An 18327-nucleotide genomic window follows, 5' to 3' on the forward strand; every position below is an offset into this window, starting at 1 on the left:
TAAACTATATGCCAAAAAAGCTGATTAAGCGGTATACACCCAACCCAGACACGCTGAAAAATCATAAGCACTTGAAAATATTTGGTGATTTACTGCATGACGCAAACTTGTGGCACTTAAATAGGCGCTCGGCCGCAGGTGCGTTTGCTGTTGGTTTATTTATGTGTTGGATCCCATTACCATCACAAATGCTGATGGCGGCAGGGCTTGCTATCTTATTTAGAGTTAATTTACCCCTCTCCGTTGCATTGGTTTGGATTTCTAATCCCATCACCATGCCACCGATGTTCTATTTTGCTTACCTGATCGGCGCTTATTGCTTGCAACAACCGATTCAACATTGGCAATTTGAACTTTCATGGCAATGGTTAATGGAGATGCTCAATACCATCGGCCCAGCGTTACTATTAGGTTGTGGCTTAATGGCGGTGTCCTGCGCTGCATTAGGCTACCTAACCATTCATTGGTTGTGGAAGCTGTCGGTTATCCGAAATCACTCACAACGTAAACAGCGAAAATATCGCAACAAACAAAAGTAATAAAAAGAAATATCAGCGACTCAGATTACAGATCTGTGCAATAAGCACAGGTCTAACTAATCGATTGCGTAGACTTATCTGTAAAAAAAAGAAAGTTTTATTGATTGATTTTTAAGCCTTCGTCTTAAGTCTCTTGCAAAAAAGTGATCTTTATTCTGTTTCACTTAACACTTGTCATATTAGCTTCATAAACCTTTACTAGTATCTTCCCCGTAGATAAGGCTCAAATAACAATTGATAATCATTAGCGTTATCGATATATTTGGGTCTAATTCAGTTTCCACTCTTTTTGAGTGACAAATAACGTAATTCTTGCTCCTAATAATAAATAAGGAAATATTGTGAAAAAGACGCTACTAACCTCAGCTATCCTAGCTGCTTTCGCTTCTGGTTCTGTATCTGCTGCTGAAGTTTACAAAGACGAAACTCACAGTGTTGACGTGTACGGTAAAATCCAAGGCATGTACTACGACTCAAAAGATAAAGGCGAAGAAGGCGATCAAAGCTACTTCCGTCTAGGTGTTAAAGCAAAGTCTTCTGTTTCAGAGTCTGTTTACGCTTTCGGTCGTTATGAAGTTGAATACGCTGCTAACACAAATGACGACCTAGATGTTCGTCTTGGTTATGCAGGTCTAGGCAACAAGCAGTACGGTGCTCTTTCTTACGGCCGTCAATACGGTGCTTACACACTAGTTGCTGATTTCACTGACGTACTATACGAATTCGGTGGCGATGCTTCTGGTACAGGTACTGATGCATTTGGTACAGGTAAAGCTGATAGCTTACTTAAGTACGCAGTTGAATTTAACGGTGCTACTTTTGAAGCTAACTACCAGTTAGATAACAACTACGAAGCAGATAAAAGTAAAGTCGGCGAAACCGCTACTTCATACGGTCTTGCTGCAACTTACGGTTTCGACTTCGGTGTTAATGTAGGTGCAGCTTACAACTCTGGTGAACGCCTAACACCTAATGCAGGCGATGCTGAAATGACTGCTTTAGCTATCAATTACGATGCAAACGGCGTTTACGCAGCACTACTTTACTCTTTCGGTGAAAACTGGGGTAAAAAAGCGACATCTATCAACAATACTGACTTCACAGCGTTCGAAGCAGCATTAGGCTACGACTTCGGTAACGGTTTTGGTGTACTTGCAGGTTATAACAAGCAAGAAGCTGAAGTTGGTAATGTAACTACAGATACTGTAGATTACTACACGTTTGGTGCTCAGTATAAATACAACAAACAGTTCGCTGTTCTTGCAGAATACAAGTCTGACCAAATCAAAGGTAACGAAGATATCTTAGCTTTAGCAGCTGTTTACAAATTCTAATCTGTGTTGAATTTGTTTAATTAAATCCTGCTTCGGCAGGATTTTTTTTGCTTGAGGAATATCACTATTAGCCAAAACTGAGTTAATAACGATTTCAGCCCGTTAAGCGCCGAGTTTCTGATTGATGTAATAATTAGCCCAAAGCAGGCTTCTCTGTGCTTACTGACGCATTTGCAATAGCGTTAATGATATTTTAAGTCAAGGGCACAGCGTTTTAATTATTAGTTGAAATACAGCGGAAAGAAACATGCCCTTAACAGCTTAGCTGCCAAAGGCATATCCTTGGTATGATGAAGCGTTACGCAGTAAGCAAAACGCTATTAGCCATGGCCTAGCTGCTGGGCAGGTTTTACCTTAGTTGCACGCCATGCCGGGTAAATAGTCGCCAGCAGGCTCATTAACACCGCCACACTAGCTATCACCACCACATCGAGAGGCTGAACCAAAGACGGCATAAAATCAATAAAGTAGATCTCACCAGACAATACCTTCTGTCCGGTTAAAGACTCAAAAAACTGAAATATTTCCGTTAGGTTGAGTGCAACAATCACGCCTAATACAACACCAAACAAAGCACCAACCACACCATTTAACAACCCTTGCACAATAAAAATATTACGCAATAAAGCACTGCTTGCGCCCATGGTTTGTAAGATAGCAATATCGCCTTTTTTGTCGTTCACGGCCATCACTAAGGTAGACACGATGTTAAAGCAAGCCACTGCGACCACAAGAAATAAAATGACATACATTAAGGCTTTAACCATTTGAATATCTTGATAGACATTACCTTGGCTAAACACCCAAGGCTTAATATAAACTAATAAACCAGAGGCATAAGCCACGCGGCGAGTGATAGATACCGCATCCATTACATCCGTGGTTTTAAACGCCACGCCATTCACTCCAGCGGTCAATTCATTGCCGGTGTTCAAATGAATAAAGCCCAAGCTATGGTCAAGCTGGCCACCCATTTCCAGTAACCCCACTAAGGTGAAGGTGACGCGTCTGGGCGCTGATAACTTGTTATCAGCGGTTAAGTTAGGCAACAACAAGGTAACATTATCATTCACCTGTAAACCCAGTTTATCGGCAATCCCCTTACCCAGAATCAGCTGATAGCCCGGCTCAGCTAAGCGCTGCCAGCCATCACCGGTAATAAATTGTGACATCTGCGTCACCTTATCTTCCAACTCGGGCTCAATGGCGCGCAGTGCCACGCCTTTCATTTCATTGCCTTTTTGCAATAACCCGGTGACATTAATATAGGGCGCAGCAGCTATCACTTGTCGGTCTTGCTCAACTTGCTTAACTAAGGCAGGCCAATTTGCAAAAGGGCCTTGGGCCGATTCTAACTCGCCATGAGGGATCACCGATAAAATTCGATCTCGTAACTCACGCTCAAAACCATTCATCGCCGACACACCAACGATCAACACTGCCACCCCCAGCATAATACCCAGTAATGACGACAGCGATATAAATGAAATAAAACGATTCTTTTGTTTCGCGCGGCTGTAACGAAGGCCAATAAACGCAGCTAAAGGTAACACTAAGATGGCTCTCCCACACTGGTTGAGGAATGGGCTCCTTGCAATACGCCATCACGCATATGCAATTGTCGATCAAGCTTATTCGCTAAGCTCAAATCATGAGTAACCACCACAAATGCCGTATTTAAGCTTTGGTTTAGCTCTCTGATCAGCTGATAGATATTCTCCGCACTTTGCGCATCCAAATTACCCGTGGGCTCATCAGCTAACAAAATGGCGGGCTGATTAATTAACGCCCGCGCGATTGCAACACGCTGACGTTCACCACCAGAAAGCTCTGATGGGCGGTGCTCAATGCGGTGAGCCAACCCCACTTTATCAAGCATGGCAATGGCTTGTTGTTTAGCTTGTTTAACGGGCATCTTCGCAATCAGCAAAGGCATCATGACATTTTCTAATGCAGTAAATTCACCGAGTAAATGATGAAATTGGTACACAAAGCCCATCTCTTGATTACGTAGCTGCGCTTGTTGCTTGGCTGACATTTGATGAATATTACGGCCATTAAAAAGCACTTCGCCACCGCTAACGGAGTCGAGCGCGCCAAGAAGGTGCAACAAGGTACTTTTACCTGAGCCCGAACTGCCTACAATCGCGAGTAATTCACCCGGTTTTACATCTAAATCCACACCATGCAACACTTGAGTACTCACATCACCATCTTGGTATGCTTTAGTGATATTGCGACAAGTTAACAAAAAATCATTCATATCTTAAAGCCTCTGCGGGTTTAACACGGGCCGCTCGCCAAGCAGGATAAAACGTCGCAGCAAAGCTCAACAGCATGGCGCCCAAAATAATGTGTACTATTTGCCAAGCATTAAATAACACGGGAAGCTGACCACCCACTGCGGCATATAAATCAAAGCCTAAAAAAGCCAATAGCGGGTTGATATAAAGTGCTAATAATATTCCAATCACAGCGCCAAATAACGCGCCCAGCACACCACTCCACGCACCTTGCACCATAAACACAGCAATAATATTGCTATTACTCATGCCTAGGGTTTTTAATATGGCCACTTCACCTTCTTTATCCGTTACTAACATCACGGAAGAGGACAAAATATTAAACGCAGCAACCGCCACAATCAGGCATAACAACATGCCAATCATGTTTTTTTCCATTTTTATTGCTTGGAAAAACTGGCCATGACTAGTGCGCCAATCATAAACATAGAGATCTTGTGGCAAATTTAGCTGCTCAAAGCCTTGAATATGGAAGGGGTCGTCAAGAAAAAAGCGAATACCTGTCACCGCGCCTTTAGGCAAGCGCATTAAGCGGGCCGCGTCCACGCCGTGCAAAAAGATTTGGTTGGCGTCAGCTTCTGAGCCTAACGTGAAAATGCCCGCGACGACAAAGTTACGTTGACTCGGGATCCGGCCTAACGGGGTAAATACTGAGCCTCGGGTAGAAATAATCCGCATCTTATCATTTAAGCCAATATCCAATTCCTTGGCTAACTCACTGCCAATCAGCACCTTGTAGCTGCCCGGCGTCAAATTATCTAGCCGGCCTAAATTAATCGCCTGTTTTAAGGTCGCGGGTGCCCATTCCTCGGGAAAAATCCCTTGGATCTCGACCGCTCGTAACTGTTTAGGGGTTTGCACCATGGCTTCGGCGTTGACCATCGCCGACACACCTTCCACATTAGCAATGTCACCAATATCGCCCATGACACTTTGCCAGTCAGGCAACATTTGCGCTTGATTGGTGATCACCACATGAGGGATAGCACCTAATACGCGCTTTTTTTGTTTCTCTTCAAAGCCATTCATCACGGATAAAACCAAGATCAACGACATCACCCCGAGTAAGATACCACCGGTTGAAAACAAGGAGACAAACGAGACAAATCCATTGCTGCGTTTGGCTTTGGTATAGCGAAGCCCAATAAAGAGGCTGAGTGGATAAAACATAAGTGTCTATTCAATAGCTTGCGAAAGCACAAAGATAAAGGATAATAAAGGGAATACAGGTTAAGACACAAGGGCAATTTTTTTAATGGACACAGAATCCTATTTTAGCGTCACGCACCCCCTTACGGTGAACATCGAGCCCTTGGCAAAAAATGACACGGTGCCAAAGGCCGATGAATTGGTGCTTCATATGCCCGCCTCTTTTCAAATCGCCAGTGAAATAGCTCAAGTAGATGCCAACTCGTTACGCTTTCTCAACCAACTGGGCGAGCAAACCCAAGACTTGGTGAACTACCTCAGCCTACAGTCAAAAAAAATAAACATGCTGCTTTGCCACATGATGGCGCAAGAAGATGATATTCAATATCGCCACCATACCCTCGCCTTTGGTGGCGGTGGTATTCGTTACCTGCACTCTCAGAGCATGGAAGTCGGTCAGTTCGCCAGTTTAAAGATATTTTTAGTCGATGAAGCTTCTGCCGTTTTTTGCTATGGTCAGGTCAGCCAGTGCCAGGCTGTCGAACAAGGCTATGAAATTGACATGCATTTTGCCAGTATCCGTGAAACCGATCGCGACGTATTAATCAAAGCCAGTCTGCACATTCAATCTAAACAATTAAAACGACGCGCTGAGCTGCGCCAGCAGGAACAAAACTAAGACATGACAGTCTCTTCGTTACTAACGCTTCCCGCATTAAAAAAAGCGGGCGATAAACAATTTTTGGGTCAACTTTCTGGATCTAGCTTGGCATTAGGCGTCGCCGAATTTGCCCTGCAACATCAAGGCATGGTGCTATTATTGGTGGCCGATACACCCAGTGCACTTAGGTTAGAACAAGAAGTCACCTTCTTCTTACAAGGTAAAAAACCAGTACTGAGTTTACCGGACTGGGAAACCTTACCTTACGATAGTTTTTCACCCCATCAAGACATTATTTCAACGCGCCTCACTACCTTGTATCGCTTACCGCAAGTGACCACTGGCGTGTTAATCGTCCCTGTGGCAACCTTATTATTGCGCTGCGCGCCCCCCAGCTACTTAACCCAGCATAGCTTGTTGCTTAATACCGGTGAACAGCGCGCCATTCAAAGTTTACGTCAACAGCTTGAGCAAGCCGGTTACTATCAAGTTGAGCAAGTGATGGAGCATGGTGAATACAGTGCTCGTGGCTCCGTGTTTGATTTATTCCCAATGGGCAGCGCTCAGCCATATCGCTTAGACTATTTCGATGACGAAATTGAGACGATCAAAGAGTTTGACCCGGAAACGCAGCGAAGTACACAAACCGTTGAGGCCATTGAGCTGTTGCCGGCACGTGAATTTCCCACCGACAAAGCCGCCATTGAGCGTTTTCGCAGCCAATACCGTGAGCGCTTCAATGCTAGCCGTGAAGCACAATCGGTTTATCAACAAGTCAGTAAAGGCACCTTCCCGGCGGGTATTGAATACTACTTACCGCTATTTTTTGAGCAAACCGCCTGCTTGTTTGATTACTTGCCCGATACCACGGCGATTGCAGTGGTGGGCGACATTCAACAAGCCGCGGCCCACTTTTTAGGCGATGTAGAGCAACGCTACGAAAACCGTCGTCACGACATTCAGCGACCATTATTGCCTCCCCACGAGCTTTACTTGCGAATTGAAGAATGCTTTGGCCAATTAAAACAGTTTCCTCGATTACATTTTAGCGAAGCCGCTGTCAGCACAGCAAAGGCCGGTTACTTTAACGCGGGCACGCAAAGCCTGCCCAATATCGCGGTAACTCACAATCAGCCGCAACCGCTTGCCGCCCTAACCGACTTTTTGGCTGATTTTGATTGTAAAGTGCTCTTTTGCGTTGAGTCACAAGGGCGCCGAGAAACCTTACTCAGCTTACTTGAAAAAGTAGCACTCAAACCGAAACAATTTCAGCAGTTAGTTGATTTTACCCAGTCTGATGCGCGTTTAGGCCTGATCGTTGGCGACGTTAGCCGCAGTTTTATTATCCCATCTGCCAACATTGCCTTTATTTGTGAAACGGAACTACTTGGCGATCGCGTGGTGCAACGCCGCCGTAAAGACAGCAAAAAAACGGTTAATACCGACGCGCTGATCCGCAACCTTGCCGAACTGGCCATCGGCCAAGCGGTAGTGCATTTAGACCACGGTATTGGCCGTTATCAAGGGCTTCAAACCCTCGATATCGGCGGCATGGAAACCGAGTACCTCACCCTAGAATATGCAGGCGGTGATAAATTATACGTTCCTGTGACTGCATTACATTTAATCAGTCGATACAGCGGCGGTGATGATGAAACCGCTCATATTCATAAACTTGGCGGTGAAACATGGAGTAAGGCGAAACGCCGCGCAGCGGAAAAAGTACGTGATGTCGCCGCCGAATTACTTAATGTTTATGCTAATCGTGAAGTCAAACCTGGCCATATCTTTGCCATTGATAAAGAACAATACGCCAGCTTTGCGGCCGCGTTCCCGTTTGAAGAAACCGATGACCAAATAAGCGCCATCAATGCAGTATTAAACGACATGTCGCAAAATAAAGCCATGGATCGCTTAGTGTGTGGCGATGTGGGCTTTGGTAAAACCGAAGTGGCCATGCGCGCCGCTTTTGTGGCGGTGAATGCGGGTAAACAAGTCGCCGTGCTGGTACCGACCACCTTGTTAGCACAGCAACATTATGAAAACTTTAAAGATCGCTTTGCTGACTGGCCAGTAGAAGTGGAGGTGATGTCACGCTTTAAAACCGCCAAAGAACAAAAAGAAGTATTGGTGCGGTTAAAAGAAGGCAAAGTCGATATCTTGATCGGTACCCATAAGCTACTTGGTGCTGACATCGAATTTATTGACCTAGGCTTGCTTATCGTCGATGAAGAGCACCGCTTTGGCGTGCGCCAAAAAGAAAAAATCAAGGCGCTACGAGCCAATATTGACATTCTCACCCTTACCGCCACCCCGATCCCTCGAACCTTGAATATGGCGATGAGTGGCATGCGCGATTTATCCATTATCGCCACCCCACCGGCCAAACGCCTCGCCGTTAAAACCTTTGTTCGCCAGCGTGAAGACGCACTGATCAAAGAAGCAATTACCCGTGAGATCATGCGCGGTGGTCAAGTGTATTTTTTACATAACGCTGTCGACACCATAGAAAAAACCGCTGCAGATTTAGCCGAGCTTGTCCCAGAAGCACGAATTATCGTCGGCCATGGCCAAATGCGTGAACGCGACCTAGAAAAAGTCATGTCTGATTTTTACCATCAGCGCTACAACATTCTGGTTTGTACCACCATCATTGAAACAGGGATAGATGTACCGACCGCAAATACCATGATCATCGATCGCGCCGATAACCTAGGTTTGGCACAGTTACATCAATTAAGAGGGCGTGTTGGCCGTTCACATCACCAAGCTTATGCCTACTTATTAGCGCCCCATAAAAAGCTAATGAGTAAAGATGCGAAAAAGCGTTTAGAGGCCATAGCGTCTTTGGAAGCCCTTGGTGCCGGCTTTACACTTGCCACTCACGACTTAGAAATACGTGGCGCCGGTGAGTTACTGGGTGATGACCAAAGTGGTCAAATTCACTCTATTGGCTTTAGCTTGTACATGGAAATGCTCGAGCAAGCCGTTAACGCACTGCGCGAAGGCAAAGAGCCGGATTTAACCCAATTACTCAACCAGCAAACAGAAATAGAGCTGCGCATACCGGCGTTATTACCTGATGACTATATTGGCGATGTCAACATGCGTTTGTCCCTTTACAAACGCATTGCCAGTTGCACGAATAAAGATGAGCTAGATGACTTGCAAATTGAACTGATTGACCGTTTTGGCCTGTTACCTGAGGCAAGTAAACACTTGATTAAAATAGCTGAATTTAAGCTGGCTGCCTCTGCGATTGGCATTAAAAAAATTGAAGCTCATGCTGCGGGTGGCTACATAGAATTTGCAGAAAAAACTAAGGTAAATCCGACATATCTGGTATCTTTACTGCAAAATCAACCAAGAATTTATCGCATGGAAGGGCCAACACGTTTGCGTTTTGCCATTCCGGCTCAAGAGCGAAGCGATAGAATTAAACTGGTGCAAACTATGTTGACTGCACTGACAGAAAACACCTTATAAAGGAACAAGATGTTGCAACGTTTGTTATTTATTTTCATGATGTTAGTAAGCCTGTCGTGCGCACAAGCCAGCGAGCGTTATGAAGTTGAATTAATTGCTTTTAAACATTATGCCTCGGCCGATGATGTACCAGAAAATTTAAGCTATCAGTTACCTTTATTATCAGTGGATCATGGCGTTAATATATTAGCTAACATATTGCCTAGCCAATCAATTCCTATGGTTATCGATGGCGCGCAAGTATTCTCAGGCTCAGATGAGATTACTATTTTGCCCAAGTCCAGCTTAACCATGAACACGGAAATGAAGCGCCTTACCCGAAACTTAGCCTTCACCCCTCTCATTCATCTAGGTTGGTCAGTAGCAGTAGCGGTAACGGAAGCGGGTGCCCCTTCGGTACGTATTTTAGCGGGCAAGAACTTTCAAGGTCGCTATCCCCTCAGCAAAAGCCAAATTAATGCAGATGTTGCAGGTCCTTTATTTGAGTTAGATGGACTTATTACGCTGTATGAAGATCAACAACTCTACCTTGAAACAGAACTGGTACTACGTGAGCCTCCACAATATCTGGGCACAGCGACTCAAGCCAGTCAGGCTAGTCCATCATTAATAGAGTTTCCAGTGAAACAACGCCAAGCGGTTAACAGTGGCGATACCTATTACCTTGACCATCCTCTATTAGGGTTATTGGTAAAAATCCGTAAAATTTAGTCTAACGAGCTTCTGAATGAATTCAGAAGCTTCGCATTTCTCACGAAATAAATAACAGAGCCTAAGTCGCTCTACAAAGTCGGTTTTTGTCTTCTATACTGGGGAAAATCCCTATTAATTTATAGTACCTTGCAAAAATACCGATGTCGCTTGTTCACTAAGTTACTGCTGCCCACGGCCTTTGCAGTGTGTGCATTGAGTTTGTTACTGGTTTATTGGGTACCAGAGCTCACCTATAACTTACAAAAACAAGATCAGATAAATACTCTGGCTCACCTCAGTAACTTTTTAAAAAAACAATACAGTACCACCTCATTACAAGACAAGTTTCCTTTTCATCCCGCGTTTAATCAAGATAGCGCAAATACCACAGCCGCGATTCAGATCTTGCCTATCAAACCAAGGCATAATGAGACCGAGTTTGCCATTAATAAACATTTCATTAGAAACCCAAACTCTGACTACTTTGAATCGACCAACATAAATAAACCTAAGTCACATCTGATGGTAACCCCTATCAGGCTAAATCAATTTGAATGTGTGGCCTGCCATAACAAATATCAAGTTAACAGAAAGCGGATCTGGCGAGAAGGCGACATCGCTGGCTATATTGCCTATGCGACCGATACTGCGCATATTGCGAAACAGGCGAGTGAAGTAAGAGATAATATTGCAGTAATCATATTGCCATTTATCATATTAATGCTGGTTAGCGCCCTACTCAACTATCGAAAGACCCAAGGTAATGTGGCTCGTTTACTTGATGTCGCCGTTGATATTACGCATGGCAACCTACAGCGTAGGGTAGCAATAAAAGGACATGATGAACTTGCGCTATTTGGCCAGGCAATGGACATCATGCTTGATACATTAGAGCAAACTCAATCTGAACTAATGGCGAGTCAGCAAAATTTACGTCAAGTGAGTAAAGAGCTCAAGCTGCTGAATATAGAGTTGGAACAGCGTGTGTTTGAACGCAGTGATGCCTTAAACTCGGCTTTATTGAACCTAAAAGAAACCCAAGAAGAGCTGATTAAAAATCAAGGCGCTATCACCGCTTCAACCTTAGTCGCAGGTATCGCCCATGACATTAATAATCCATTAGGCATTGCGCTCACCGCCGTCACCTATTTACGTGACGAAAATGTAAAAATACAAGATAAAATTCAGCATAACAGCATTAAGCGTTCAGAAATCACCACCTATATTACTCATGTCAGTGAAAGCTCTGACATTATCGAAAATAATATTCGCCAAGCAACTCATCTGATCCGAAGCTTCAAAGAGCTCAGCATCAATCAATGTAACGATGCACTACAATCCATCCAGGTACAGCCTTTTCTTGAAAGCTTGTTTTTGAGTCTTAGCCCTGAATTAAAAAAAGCACAAATATCCTATCGGCTTGACGTTCCTTCTCAATTATCATTAATCAGTTATCCTGGAGTTTTAAGCCAAATTTTTACCAACTTAGTACTCAATTCCATTCGTCATGGCTACGGTAAAGATGAAAAAGGAAGAATCCAACTCACCGTGAGCCAAACTAATGATTTTTTCAAATTTGACTATTCCGATGATGGCTGTGGCATTAGCTCAGAAGTAGAGGAAAAGATGTTTACTCCTTTTTTCACTACACGTAAAACCACGGGAGGCTCAGGATTAGGTTTGAATATGGTGAAAGAACTGATCAAACATAAACTACAAGGCGAGATCAAGATCTACTGCGCCAAGCCTCATGGCTTGGGGTTTATCATCACCTTGCCTCAGTTAACTCAAGAAAAATAACAATTGTCACAAATACTTCACACGAACATCTTTATTAAACACTATATTTTCAAGATATTAATGTTAAAGAGTGAACCAATGAGTGCCCCTGTACAACAAAGCAGTAAGCAAATTAAAATAACAACCTTAAGCCAAACCCTTGAAAAGCTGATTGCCTGCTATCCTGATGCCACCGTTATTAACTTTACCAAACACAAGATGGACATAGACCTACCACCTAACTTGTTGTGGTTAGATGTCAATTCAAAAGGGAAGGCTCGGTCAAGCCAATCACAAGTGTTAACGGGCAACCTCAATGAACTAGATTGGTTGGCGCAGCTCGATAAAACCACCAACCAAAAGTTCATCATTTTAATCAGTGAGAACAAAAAAAACAGTTATGAGCAATTGCAGTATCTGCTAGATACTCTCTCAAGCTGGGCCCCTTGCATCGATTTATTAGTTGATAAACAACTAAAAGATAATCTAGCTCGCTGGCCTATCAACGATTTTCATCAAGCATTGGAGCTTATTGATGTCATGGATATTGAGCTGACTAAGGTACCAAAGACTTGGTTTAAGCGCATTCAGTTTTGGCTCGGTGTTAGAACCCATTACCAAGTTTACCATTACGGCTCTCTTGATTTTTAGCCCGCTCTCACTGCTACTTTTCAGCTGTAATATCAATTTCTAACCCCATTTCGGCTTGCCAAGCTTGGTGATGATATTGGTATAAAGTATGCGTTCCCAACTCATTGACTTTTATCTGGTCGCGTTGGCGATAATAATCAGACGGAAAAACTAAAGCGGCCTGAAACACCTCGGCATTTAACCATGTAAGTTCGAAGGGCAACAATGGCTGTTGTTGTTTCGCACGCACACTAGCGGGAGCGCCCATTTTAGTTGCAATACTCCAACCCCATTCGCCAAAACTAGGCACATTCTGATGATATTGCTCAGTATGAGTGAACCCCGCGGCAGCAAGAGTGTTACCAATGGAAATAAACGCTTTTTTAGCATGAAATGGCGAGGTTGATTGCACCACTATCGCCCCGTCACCATACAAGAGTTGACGCAATCGAGCGTAGAAGTGTTTACTGTAAAGTTTATTTAAATCAGGATGACTGGGATCGGGTAAGTCAACAATAATGGTGTCAAATAAAGCACCTTGTTGCAGTAACGAGTCCACTTCAACAAAAGCGTCACTATTGATCACCTTGACCCTAGGGTCGTTAAACGAATCTTGCGTTAAACTCATCACCACCCGACTGAGATCACCGGGCAGGTAACGCTCAGGGTGCTGAAACAGATCTACCAATTCATCATCTAAATCGACAAGCTTAACACTTTGCACTGGCCACTTCAGTACTTCACGTAAGGCCAAGCCATCACCGCCACCGATAATAAGCACATTGTCATGACGCGCCGACACCGACATCGCCGGATGAACCAGCATTTGATGATAAATTTGCTCGTCCATACTCGAAAATTGTAAGCGGCCATTAATGTAGAAGCCGTAGGCAGAAGGCAAGTTACCTGACATATCTCGGCGAGTGAAAACAAGATTTTGAAATCGAGTTTGTTGCTGATGTACCACTTTATCTAAATAAAGTAAGTCCTGCATTTTGTTCGACCACTGACCGCCATAGCAATACACCATAAAAACCATTAATGCTAACATCAAATGACTGATGACCAGCCATACCCGAGTCTTAATTTGTCCTCGGTAGCGTACAAAAAATATCACTCCCGCCACCAAGTTTAGGCTCGCGGTTAAGGCCGCCGCTTGGTTAATTTCAATTTTTAGCATCACGATCACCCAGATCGCAGCGCCTACACCAGCCCCTATATAGTCCGCACCATAAATAGTGCCCACGTTATTACTTAAGTGCTTACCGTAAATATCTTCGCGGATCCTTGCGATGAGCGGGATTTCCATACCAATCAAAAAGCCGAGTATAAAGCCAAACACGTAAGGCATGACTAAAGTAAACTTGACTAAACTCGCAAACAAGCCACCTAAAGGCAGCATGTCAACGGGAATGGCAAAAGTGTCAGCAATTATTTGCGGTAAATATTGGGTAAAACCAATTAAACTAGCAAGGAATATCGTTGCCCCGCAGCCAATTAGCGCCACACTCACTTCTAACCAAGCGAAGCCTAAGTAGGGATCTTTGATTTTTTTCGCCGCAAATGCACCTAACCCCATGGCTACGATCATAATGCCTATCATGGCATAGATCACCGTTTCCATACTGCCGAGTACACGAGCGCTGTAGTGAGAGAGAAGGTATTCGTAGATTAAGCCACAAGCGGCCAGCACTGCCATGATGCCAATGAGCAGGCAATCATCAAGCAGCAACCTAGGGTTGCTGCGTAAATTTTTCAACATAAATTTTAAGCCATTAATGCACTAAGAACTAACGCAATCGATACATTAATCGCAAACTCAATAGACGCTACACCAACGTTGTGTTGCTGTTCTATCTCAACATCACGCTGAATCCCCATCAACACCATGCGCTTGGCAATATGGGCCAGTACTTTAAGTAGCACCATCATGATCAAACTAATACCAAACCACGATAATAGCCCTGCCACTAAGTATTCAGGATCATAGAACACAAAGTGACTTGCAGCGGTTACTGCGATCGCAGTACCAATGAGGTGGCCACTGTAACGCACCGCTAATGCTACATTGCCTTGAATAAGTGCAGGCTGAAAACCCGCAACATTACTTTGGTTATAGCGTTTTTCACGAATACGTGACACTAAAACTAAAATTATTTGGCTGATCAACCAACCAGTCAGGATAGCGATAAAGGTTGAAATGCCAAAGCCTTCTACCCAAATGAGTACGGCGCGAATAATAATAGCTGTAGCAATGGCACTTGCGGCATCGGTGAGCGCAACCGCTGTATTACGCTCTAAAATTAACTGCGCCTTATTAAACTGACCCAGGGAAAACTTATCATGTACCCAACGGCCCGCTTTTATTAAGAGTAAGCCAGCAATACCATATACTGACATGCCAATGATTTCATTCAGGTAGTTGTTAGCGCTTTCACCAGTGATGGCTCCGGTTAGTACAATGCCCATGGCCAGCACGCTGCCAGCCATACTAATGCCGTAGGCAAAATTATCACGTTTGGCCAGCTCTTCAGTAGTATCGATTTTGCCCATCACCCCCATGATATAGCGCATCGTACTTAGCAACAAAATAGCTATCACCACATCGATAAAAAGGTAGACTAAAAGTTCCGGATTAAATTCTAAAATGGCATTGATAGTGTTCATGTTATTGCCCTTCCTTATTTGCCACGACTGGGGCTACGCGAGCTAGTATTACGATTTGTGCGAAAGCTACTACTGTTTGAAGTAGTGCGGCTTGATTTGGACTTAGCATTGGAGTAACTCGATCGGCTAGCAAAGTGAGTCGTCGCCTTGGCTTTTTGGCTGGCACTAGACACTTGACTACTGCCGGTACGGCTCTTAGCGTAAGGACTGCTAAATTTACTATTATTATTGCCAAATTTTTTGCTGGTACGAGCAACTTGCTGCTCTTGGCTTTTATATTGTTTAGGACTGGTGTAGCGCGAACGACCATAATCGTTGTAATAACTGTAATCACGGTTGCGAGACCATGAATCATAAAGTACAGGCCGCGTTAAATTCGAGAATAACGCGTACATGCCGTACCATTCCCAAAACGATACGCCATTACTATTTTGACTCCACTGGCCGTAATTTGGGTTGCCCACTAACTGACTGCCATCACCAAAATCTTGCGCACCATTAGCTTGCAGACTCGATTGCTTACTTACCGCATTAACCCGAGCTAATTTGCCATCGGACATATCTGCCAGTACATTAATGGGATCAGATAAGGCATCTGAAAACAGATCAGGATTCGCCGCCTCTACAATATTTTCAAGCTCTGCCAGCTGCTCTTCTTTGGATACAAAGTTTTGTGGCGAGTCAATCGCTTGTTTTAAACGCTTTTGCAGCCCGGTAAACATCGGGCCGGAGGTAGTCGCATCTTTAGCCAGCTCATCAATCAACGGCCCATAATCTGGCTTTTGCTGTTTAAGCAAAGTGGCGTATTGTTTTAGTAAGGTGGCATTGCGTACTTGCCCCGCATCTAATTCACTCGCAAGGGTATTTAAGCGTAGCTTGGCCACACGTGAGTTAGCATCAATGGCCTCCCCCAACTTATCACTGCACCCAGAGATAAATAATACAAGCCAAAATAATAAAAATGCCCCCACCTTCGGATGGTTCATTTTGCTCCCTTAGTCTATAGACTGATAATGCCCAGACTTTACTTAAAATAAATGAAAATTAACAGCGATATTAATGTGTTAGTTGCTATTTCTAAAATAAGCTCCTCGCCAGTATAAAACGTCTCACAGCAAGAATAGTAAAACACAGCAGTTATTAAAAAGGGTTACGAAAACAGATATCAGTATCGCTGTACTTGAAATTCGTGACACAGCCCACATATCTGTTTAATCTGTGGCTCTACGTTAAGGATAACCACGCCATGCGACATTTATACCCTATCTCACAATATGACAATAATGGCGATCTTAAGCCACCTATTTGGTTTTATGCTAGCTTATTTTTTCTAGCACGAACTTGGGTCATTTGGATCATGTCAGCGACAATCCGCCCTGATGGCAGTAAAATTATGGCACTGTTTTATCCCATCAAAGTACACTTTTTTATGGGCATGGCCAGTGGCGCGTTAGCGGTTGTGTTATTTCTCATCGCAAGTCGTAAAGAAAATAAATGGATCGCGCCGCTTTGGCACAAAGGCAGAGCATTGCTGCTGTTTGCTGTTCTCATCGATTTTGGCTTATTGCTTAATGCCATTGTGGATCAACATTTTAGCTATTCTTGGGCCAGTGCTTTACAACTCGTTCTGGTGAGTTGGATTTTACTCTACACCTTAAAGAGCCAACGTTTAGCCGATTGCTTTAACAATTATCAGATTGGTAAGAAAACAGCCAATAAAAAAATACCTGCATAAAGCAGGCATTTTCCTAGGGTCTAAGACAAATCGTAACTATCGCACTAATGCAATTTTAATCGCGGTCGTAATACTCGGTTGATCCGGCCAACGACCGTCATTAATGCTGTTTTAATGTAGCCATGTAATGCTATTTGGTGCATACGATACAAGGACACGTAGACTAATCGCGCCATGCGCCCTTCTACCATCATCGAGCCACGCATCAAATTGCCCATTAAACTACCCACTGTACTAAATTGGCTAAGTGAGACTAAAGAGCCATGATCTTTATAAACATAGTCTTTTTCTGGTTTACCTTTTAGGCGGGCTAAAATATTGCTGTACACACAGCTGGCCATTTGATGTGCTGATTGCGCGCGAGGTGGAACTTGCGTGCCATCGGCCAAAGTGCAGGCAGCGCAATCACCCAGAGCATAAATGTTCTCATCTAAAGTGGTTTGCAAATTGGCTTTAACCACTAATTGATTGGCGCGGTTAGTTTCAAGTCCAGCAATCTCTTTCATGAAGTCAGGCGCTTTGATCCCTGCCGCCCAAACCATCAGATCAGACTCTATTAACTCACCTGATTTGGTCATTAAGCCTTCAGGCGTGGCTTGCGTCACCATCGTTGCCGTTCTAACATCAACGCCTAATTCTGTTAATTCATGATGCGCCGCACTTGAAATGCGCAGCGGCAATGCAGGTAAAATTTTATCCCCCGCTTCAACTAATGTGACATGTAAGTCACTGGCCGACATATCATCAAAGCCATAACTTTTTACTTGCTTAAGAGAGTTAAATAACTCAGCAGACAACTCAACCCCCGTTGCCCCCGCACCGACGATAGCAACGCTCACTGCCGCCGTTTGTTTTTCCCCTAATTGTAAAAATTTATTGAGCATTTTATGGTGGAATTTATGTGCTTGCTCTGGACTATCTAAGAAAATACAGTGATCTCTTACCCCTGGCGTACCAAAATCATTACTGACACTGCCCAGCGCCATGACTAAAATATCGTAATCAAGTTGACGCTCTCTAAGCACTTCTGAGCCATCATCATCTAACATGGCGCCCAAAGTAATGCTTTTTTGCTCACGTGAAATCGCTGACAGAGTGCCAAGTTGAAAATAAAAGCCGTGATTTTTTGCGTGAGCACGATAACTAAGGGCATCTACGCCATCATCAAGTGAGCCAGCTGCAACTTCGTGTAATAACGGTTTCCATAGGTGGGTGCGATTTTTATCGACTAAGGTGATATGCGCTTTCTTATTTCGGCCTAATTTTCGACCTAACTTAGTGGCAAGCTCTAATCCGCCTGCACCGCCACCAACAACAATGATTTTGGTCATGTAATACTCCAGTCAAAAGC

At 43.9% G+C, this 18327-nt stretch carries 15 protein-coding genes; 8 read left to right on the forward strand and 7 right to left on the reverse strand.

All coding sequences use genetic code 11. The features are described 5' to 3' along the window. Nucleotides 1-8 precede the first annotated feature (8 nt). Together K6Y31_RS00460 and K6Y31_RS00465 are read left to right on the forward strand one after the other, a co-directional pair. Complete coding sequence (locus K6Y31_RS00460) at nucleotides 9-539, forward strand: DUF2062 domain-containing protein (RefSeq protein WP_233050912.1); 531 nt, start codon at nucleotides 9-11, stop codon at nucleotides 537-539. 341 nt (nucleotides 540-880) lie between these two features. After that, nucleotides 881-1873 carry a porin gene (locus K6Y31_RS00465; RefSeq protein WP_233050913.1) on the forward strand — a complete coding sequence of 331 codons (993 nt, stop codon included), beginning with the start codon at nucleotides 881-883 and terminating at the stop codon, nucleotides 1871-1873. Nucleotides 1874-2193: 320 nt separating this feature from the next. On the opposite strand, the gene lolE is transcribed toward K6Y31_RS00465, so the two are convergent. From lolE to K6Y31_RS00480, 3 genes are read right to left on the reverse strand one after another with little or no spacing between them, the layout of a single operon-like run. Then, a complete protein-coding gene (gene lolE / locus K6Y31_RS00470) occupies nucleotides 2194-3426 on the reverse strand; it encodes a lipoprotein-releasing ABC transporter permease subunit LolE (RefSeq protein ID WP_233050914.1) in 1233 nt (410 codons plus the stop codon). Beyond that, entirely contained in the window at nucleotides 3426-4136 is a 711-nt protein-coding gene (lolD, locus tag K6Y31_RS00475) for a lipoprotein-releasing ABC transporter ATP-binding protein LolD (RefSeq protein ID WP_233050915.1), read from the reverse strand. Before lolD ends, lolE begins: the two co-directional genes overlap by 1 nt. Further along, nucleotides 4129-5346: a lipoprotein-releasing ABC transporter permease subunit gene (locus K6Y31_RS00480; RefSeq protein ID WP_233050916.1), complete on the reverse strand. Its 1218-nt coding sequence runs from the start codon at nucleotides 5344-5346 to the stop codon at nucleotides 4129-4131. The genes lolD and K6Y31_RS00480 overlap by 8 nt, the downstream gene beginning before the upstream one ends. 85 nt (nucleotides 5347-5431) lie before the next feature. Between K6Y31_RS00480 and K6Y31_RS00485 the strand changes: the two genes are divergently transcribed. From K6Y31_RS00485 to K6Y31_RS00505, 5 genes are all read left to right on the forward strand, one after another. Further along, nucleotides 5432-6004, forward strand: coding sequence for a PilZ domain-containing protein (locus K6Y31_RS00485; protein WP_233050917.1), 573 nt, complete (start codon nucleotides 5432-5434; stop codon nucleotides 6002-6004). A 3-nt stretch (nucleotides 6005-6007) separates the two neighbouring features. Then, nucleotides 6008-9472 (forward strand): transcription-repair coupling factor, encoded by a 3465-nt coding sequence (mfd, locus tag K6Y31_RS00490; RefSeq protein WP_233050918.1) that lies wholly within the window; start codon nucleotides 6008-6010, stop codon nucleotides 9470-9472. A 9-nt stretch (nucleotides 9473-9481) separates the two neighbouring features. Then, nucleotides 9482-10183: a CsiV family protein gene (locus tag K6Y31_RS00495; RefSeq protein ID WP_233050919.1), complete on the forward strand. Its 702-nt coding sequence runs from the start codon at nucleotides 9482-9484 to the stop codon at nucleotides 10181-10183. A 150-nt stretch (nucleotides 10184-10333) separates the two neighbouring features. Next, nucleotides 10334-11965, forward strand: a complete 1632-nt coding sequence (locus K6Y31_RS00500; protein ID WP_233050920.1) for a sensor histidine kinase — start codon at nucleotides 10334-10336, stop codon at nucleotides 11963-11965. Between the two features lie 78 nt (nucleotides 11966-12043). Then, nucleotides 12044-12595 carry a hypothetical protein gene (locus tag K6Y31_RS00505; protein ID WP_233050921.1) on the forward strand — a complete coding sequence of 184 codons (552 nt, stop codon included), beginning with the start codon at nucleotides 12044-12046 and terminating at the stop codon, nucleotides 12593-12595. Nucleotides 12596-12608: 13 nt separating this feature from the next. On the opposite strand, the gene K6Y31_RS00510 is transcribed toward K6Y31_RS00505, so the two are convergent. The 3 genes from K6Y31_RS00510 to K6Y31_RS00520 are packed head-to-tail and all read right to left on the reverse strand — an operon-like array spanning nucleotide 12609 to nucleotide 16227. Beyond that, nucleotides 12609-14336, reverse strand: a complete 1728-nt coding sequence (locus K6Y31_RS00510) for a polyamine aminopropyltransferase (protein ID WP_233050922.1) — start codon at nucleotides 14334-14336, stop codon at nucleotides 12609-12611. A 5-nt stretch (nucleotides 14337-14341) separates the two neighbouring features. Continuing rightward, nucleotides 14342-15241, reverse strand: a complete 900-nt coding sequence (locus tag K6Y31_RS00515; protein WP_233050923.1) for a DUF350 domain-containing protein — start codon at nucleotides 15239-15241, stop codon at nucleotides 14342-14344. 14 nt (nucleotides 15242-15255) lie between these two features. After that, nucleotides 15256-16227 carry a hypothetical protein gene (locus tag K6Y31_RS00520; protein ID WP_233050924.1) on the reverse strand — a complete coding sequence of 324 codons (972 nt, stop codon included), beginning with the start codon at nucleotides 16225-16227 and terminating at the stop codon, nucleotides 15256-15258. Nucleotides 16228-16487: 260 nt separating this feature from the next. On the opposite strand from K6Y31_RS00520, the gene K6Y31_RS00525 reads away from it, so the two are divergent. Beyond that, nucleotides 16488-16976, forward strand: coding sequence for a DUF2919 domain-containing protein (locus K6Y31_RS00525; protein WP_233050925.1), 489 nt, complete (start codon nucleotides 16488-16490; stop codon nucleotides 16974-16976). Between the two features lie 44 nt (nucleotides 16977-17020). Here the strand turns inward: K6Y31_RS00525 and K6Y31_RS00530 are convergent, their stop codons facing one another. Continuing rightward, complete coding sequence (locus tag K6Y31_RS00530; protein WP_233050926.1) at nucleotides 17021-18307, reverse strand: NAD(P)/FAD-dependent oxidoreductase; 1287 nt, start codon at nucleotides 18305-18307, stop codon at nucleotides 17021-17023. Nucleotides 18308-18327 lie beyond the last annotated feature (20 nt).

It is taken from the genome of Motilimonas cestriensis, assembly GCF_021295315.1.
Taxonomy (GTDB): domain Bacteria; phylum Pseudomonadota; class Gammaproteobacteria; order Enterobacterales; family CBDFNC01; genus Motilimonas; species Motilimonas cestriensis.

Bases quoted from the DNA above. Each gene is read 5' to 3' on its own strand.
- K6Y31_RS00520 (WP_233050924.1), bottom strand. From the start codon at position 16,227: ATGAACCATCCGAAGGTGGGGGCATTTTTATTATTTTGGCTTGTATTA.
- K6Y31_RS00530 (WP_233050926.1), bottom strand. From the start codon at position 18,307: ATGACCAAAATCATTGTTGTTGGTGGCGGTGCAGGCGGATTAGAGCTT.
- K6Y31_RS00480 (WP_233050916.1), bottom strand. From the start codon at position 5,346: ATGTTTTATCCACTCAGCCTCTTTATTGGGCTTCGCTATACCAAAGCC.
- K6Y31_RS00505 (WP_233050921.1), top strand. From the start codon at position 12,044: ATGAGTGCCCCTGTACAACAAAGCAGTAAGCAAATTAAAATAACAACC.
- K6Y31_RS00510 (WP_233050922.1), bottom strand. From the start codon at position 14,336: ATGTTGAAAAATTTACGCAGCAACCCTAGGTTGCTGCTTGATGATTGC.
- K6Y31_RS00485 (WP_233050917.1), top strand. From the start codon at position 5,432: ATGGACACAGAATCCTATTTTAGCGTCACGCACCCCCTTACGGTGAAC.
- K6Y31_RS00460 (WP_233050912.1), top strand. From the start codon at position 9: ATGCCAAAAAAGCTGATTAAGCGGTATACACCCAACCCAGACACGCTG.
- K6Y31_RS00515 (WP_233050923.1), bottom strand. From the start codon at position 15,241: ATGAACACTATCAATGCCATTTTAGAATTTAATCCGGAACTTTTAGTC.
- mfd (WP_233050918.1), top strand. From the start codon at position 6,008: ATGACAGTCTCTTCGTTACTAACGCTTCCCGCATTAAAAAAAGCGGGC.
- lolD (WP_233050915.1), bottom strand. From the start codon at position 4,136: ATGAATGATTTTTTGTTAACTTGTCGCAATATCACTAAAGCATACCAA.
- K6Y31_RS00495 (WP_233050919.1), top strand. From the start codon at position 9,482: ATGTTGCAACGTTTGTTATTTATTTTCATGATGTTAGTAAGCCTGTCG.
- K6Y31_RS00525 (WP_233050925.1), top strand. From the start codon at position 16,488: ATGCGACATTTATACCCTATCTCACAATATGACAATAATGGCGATCTT.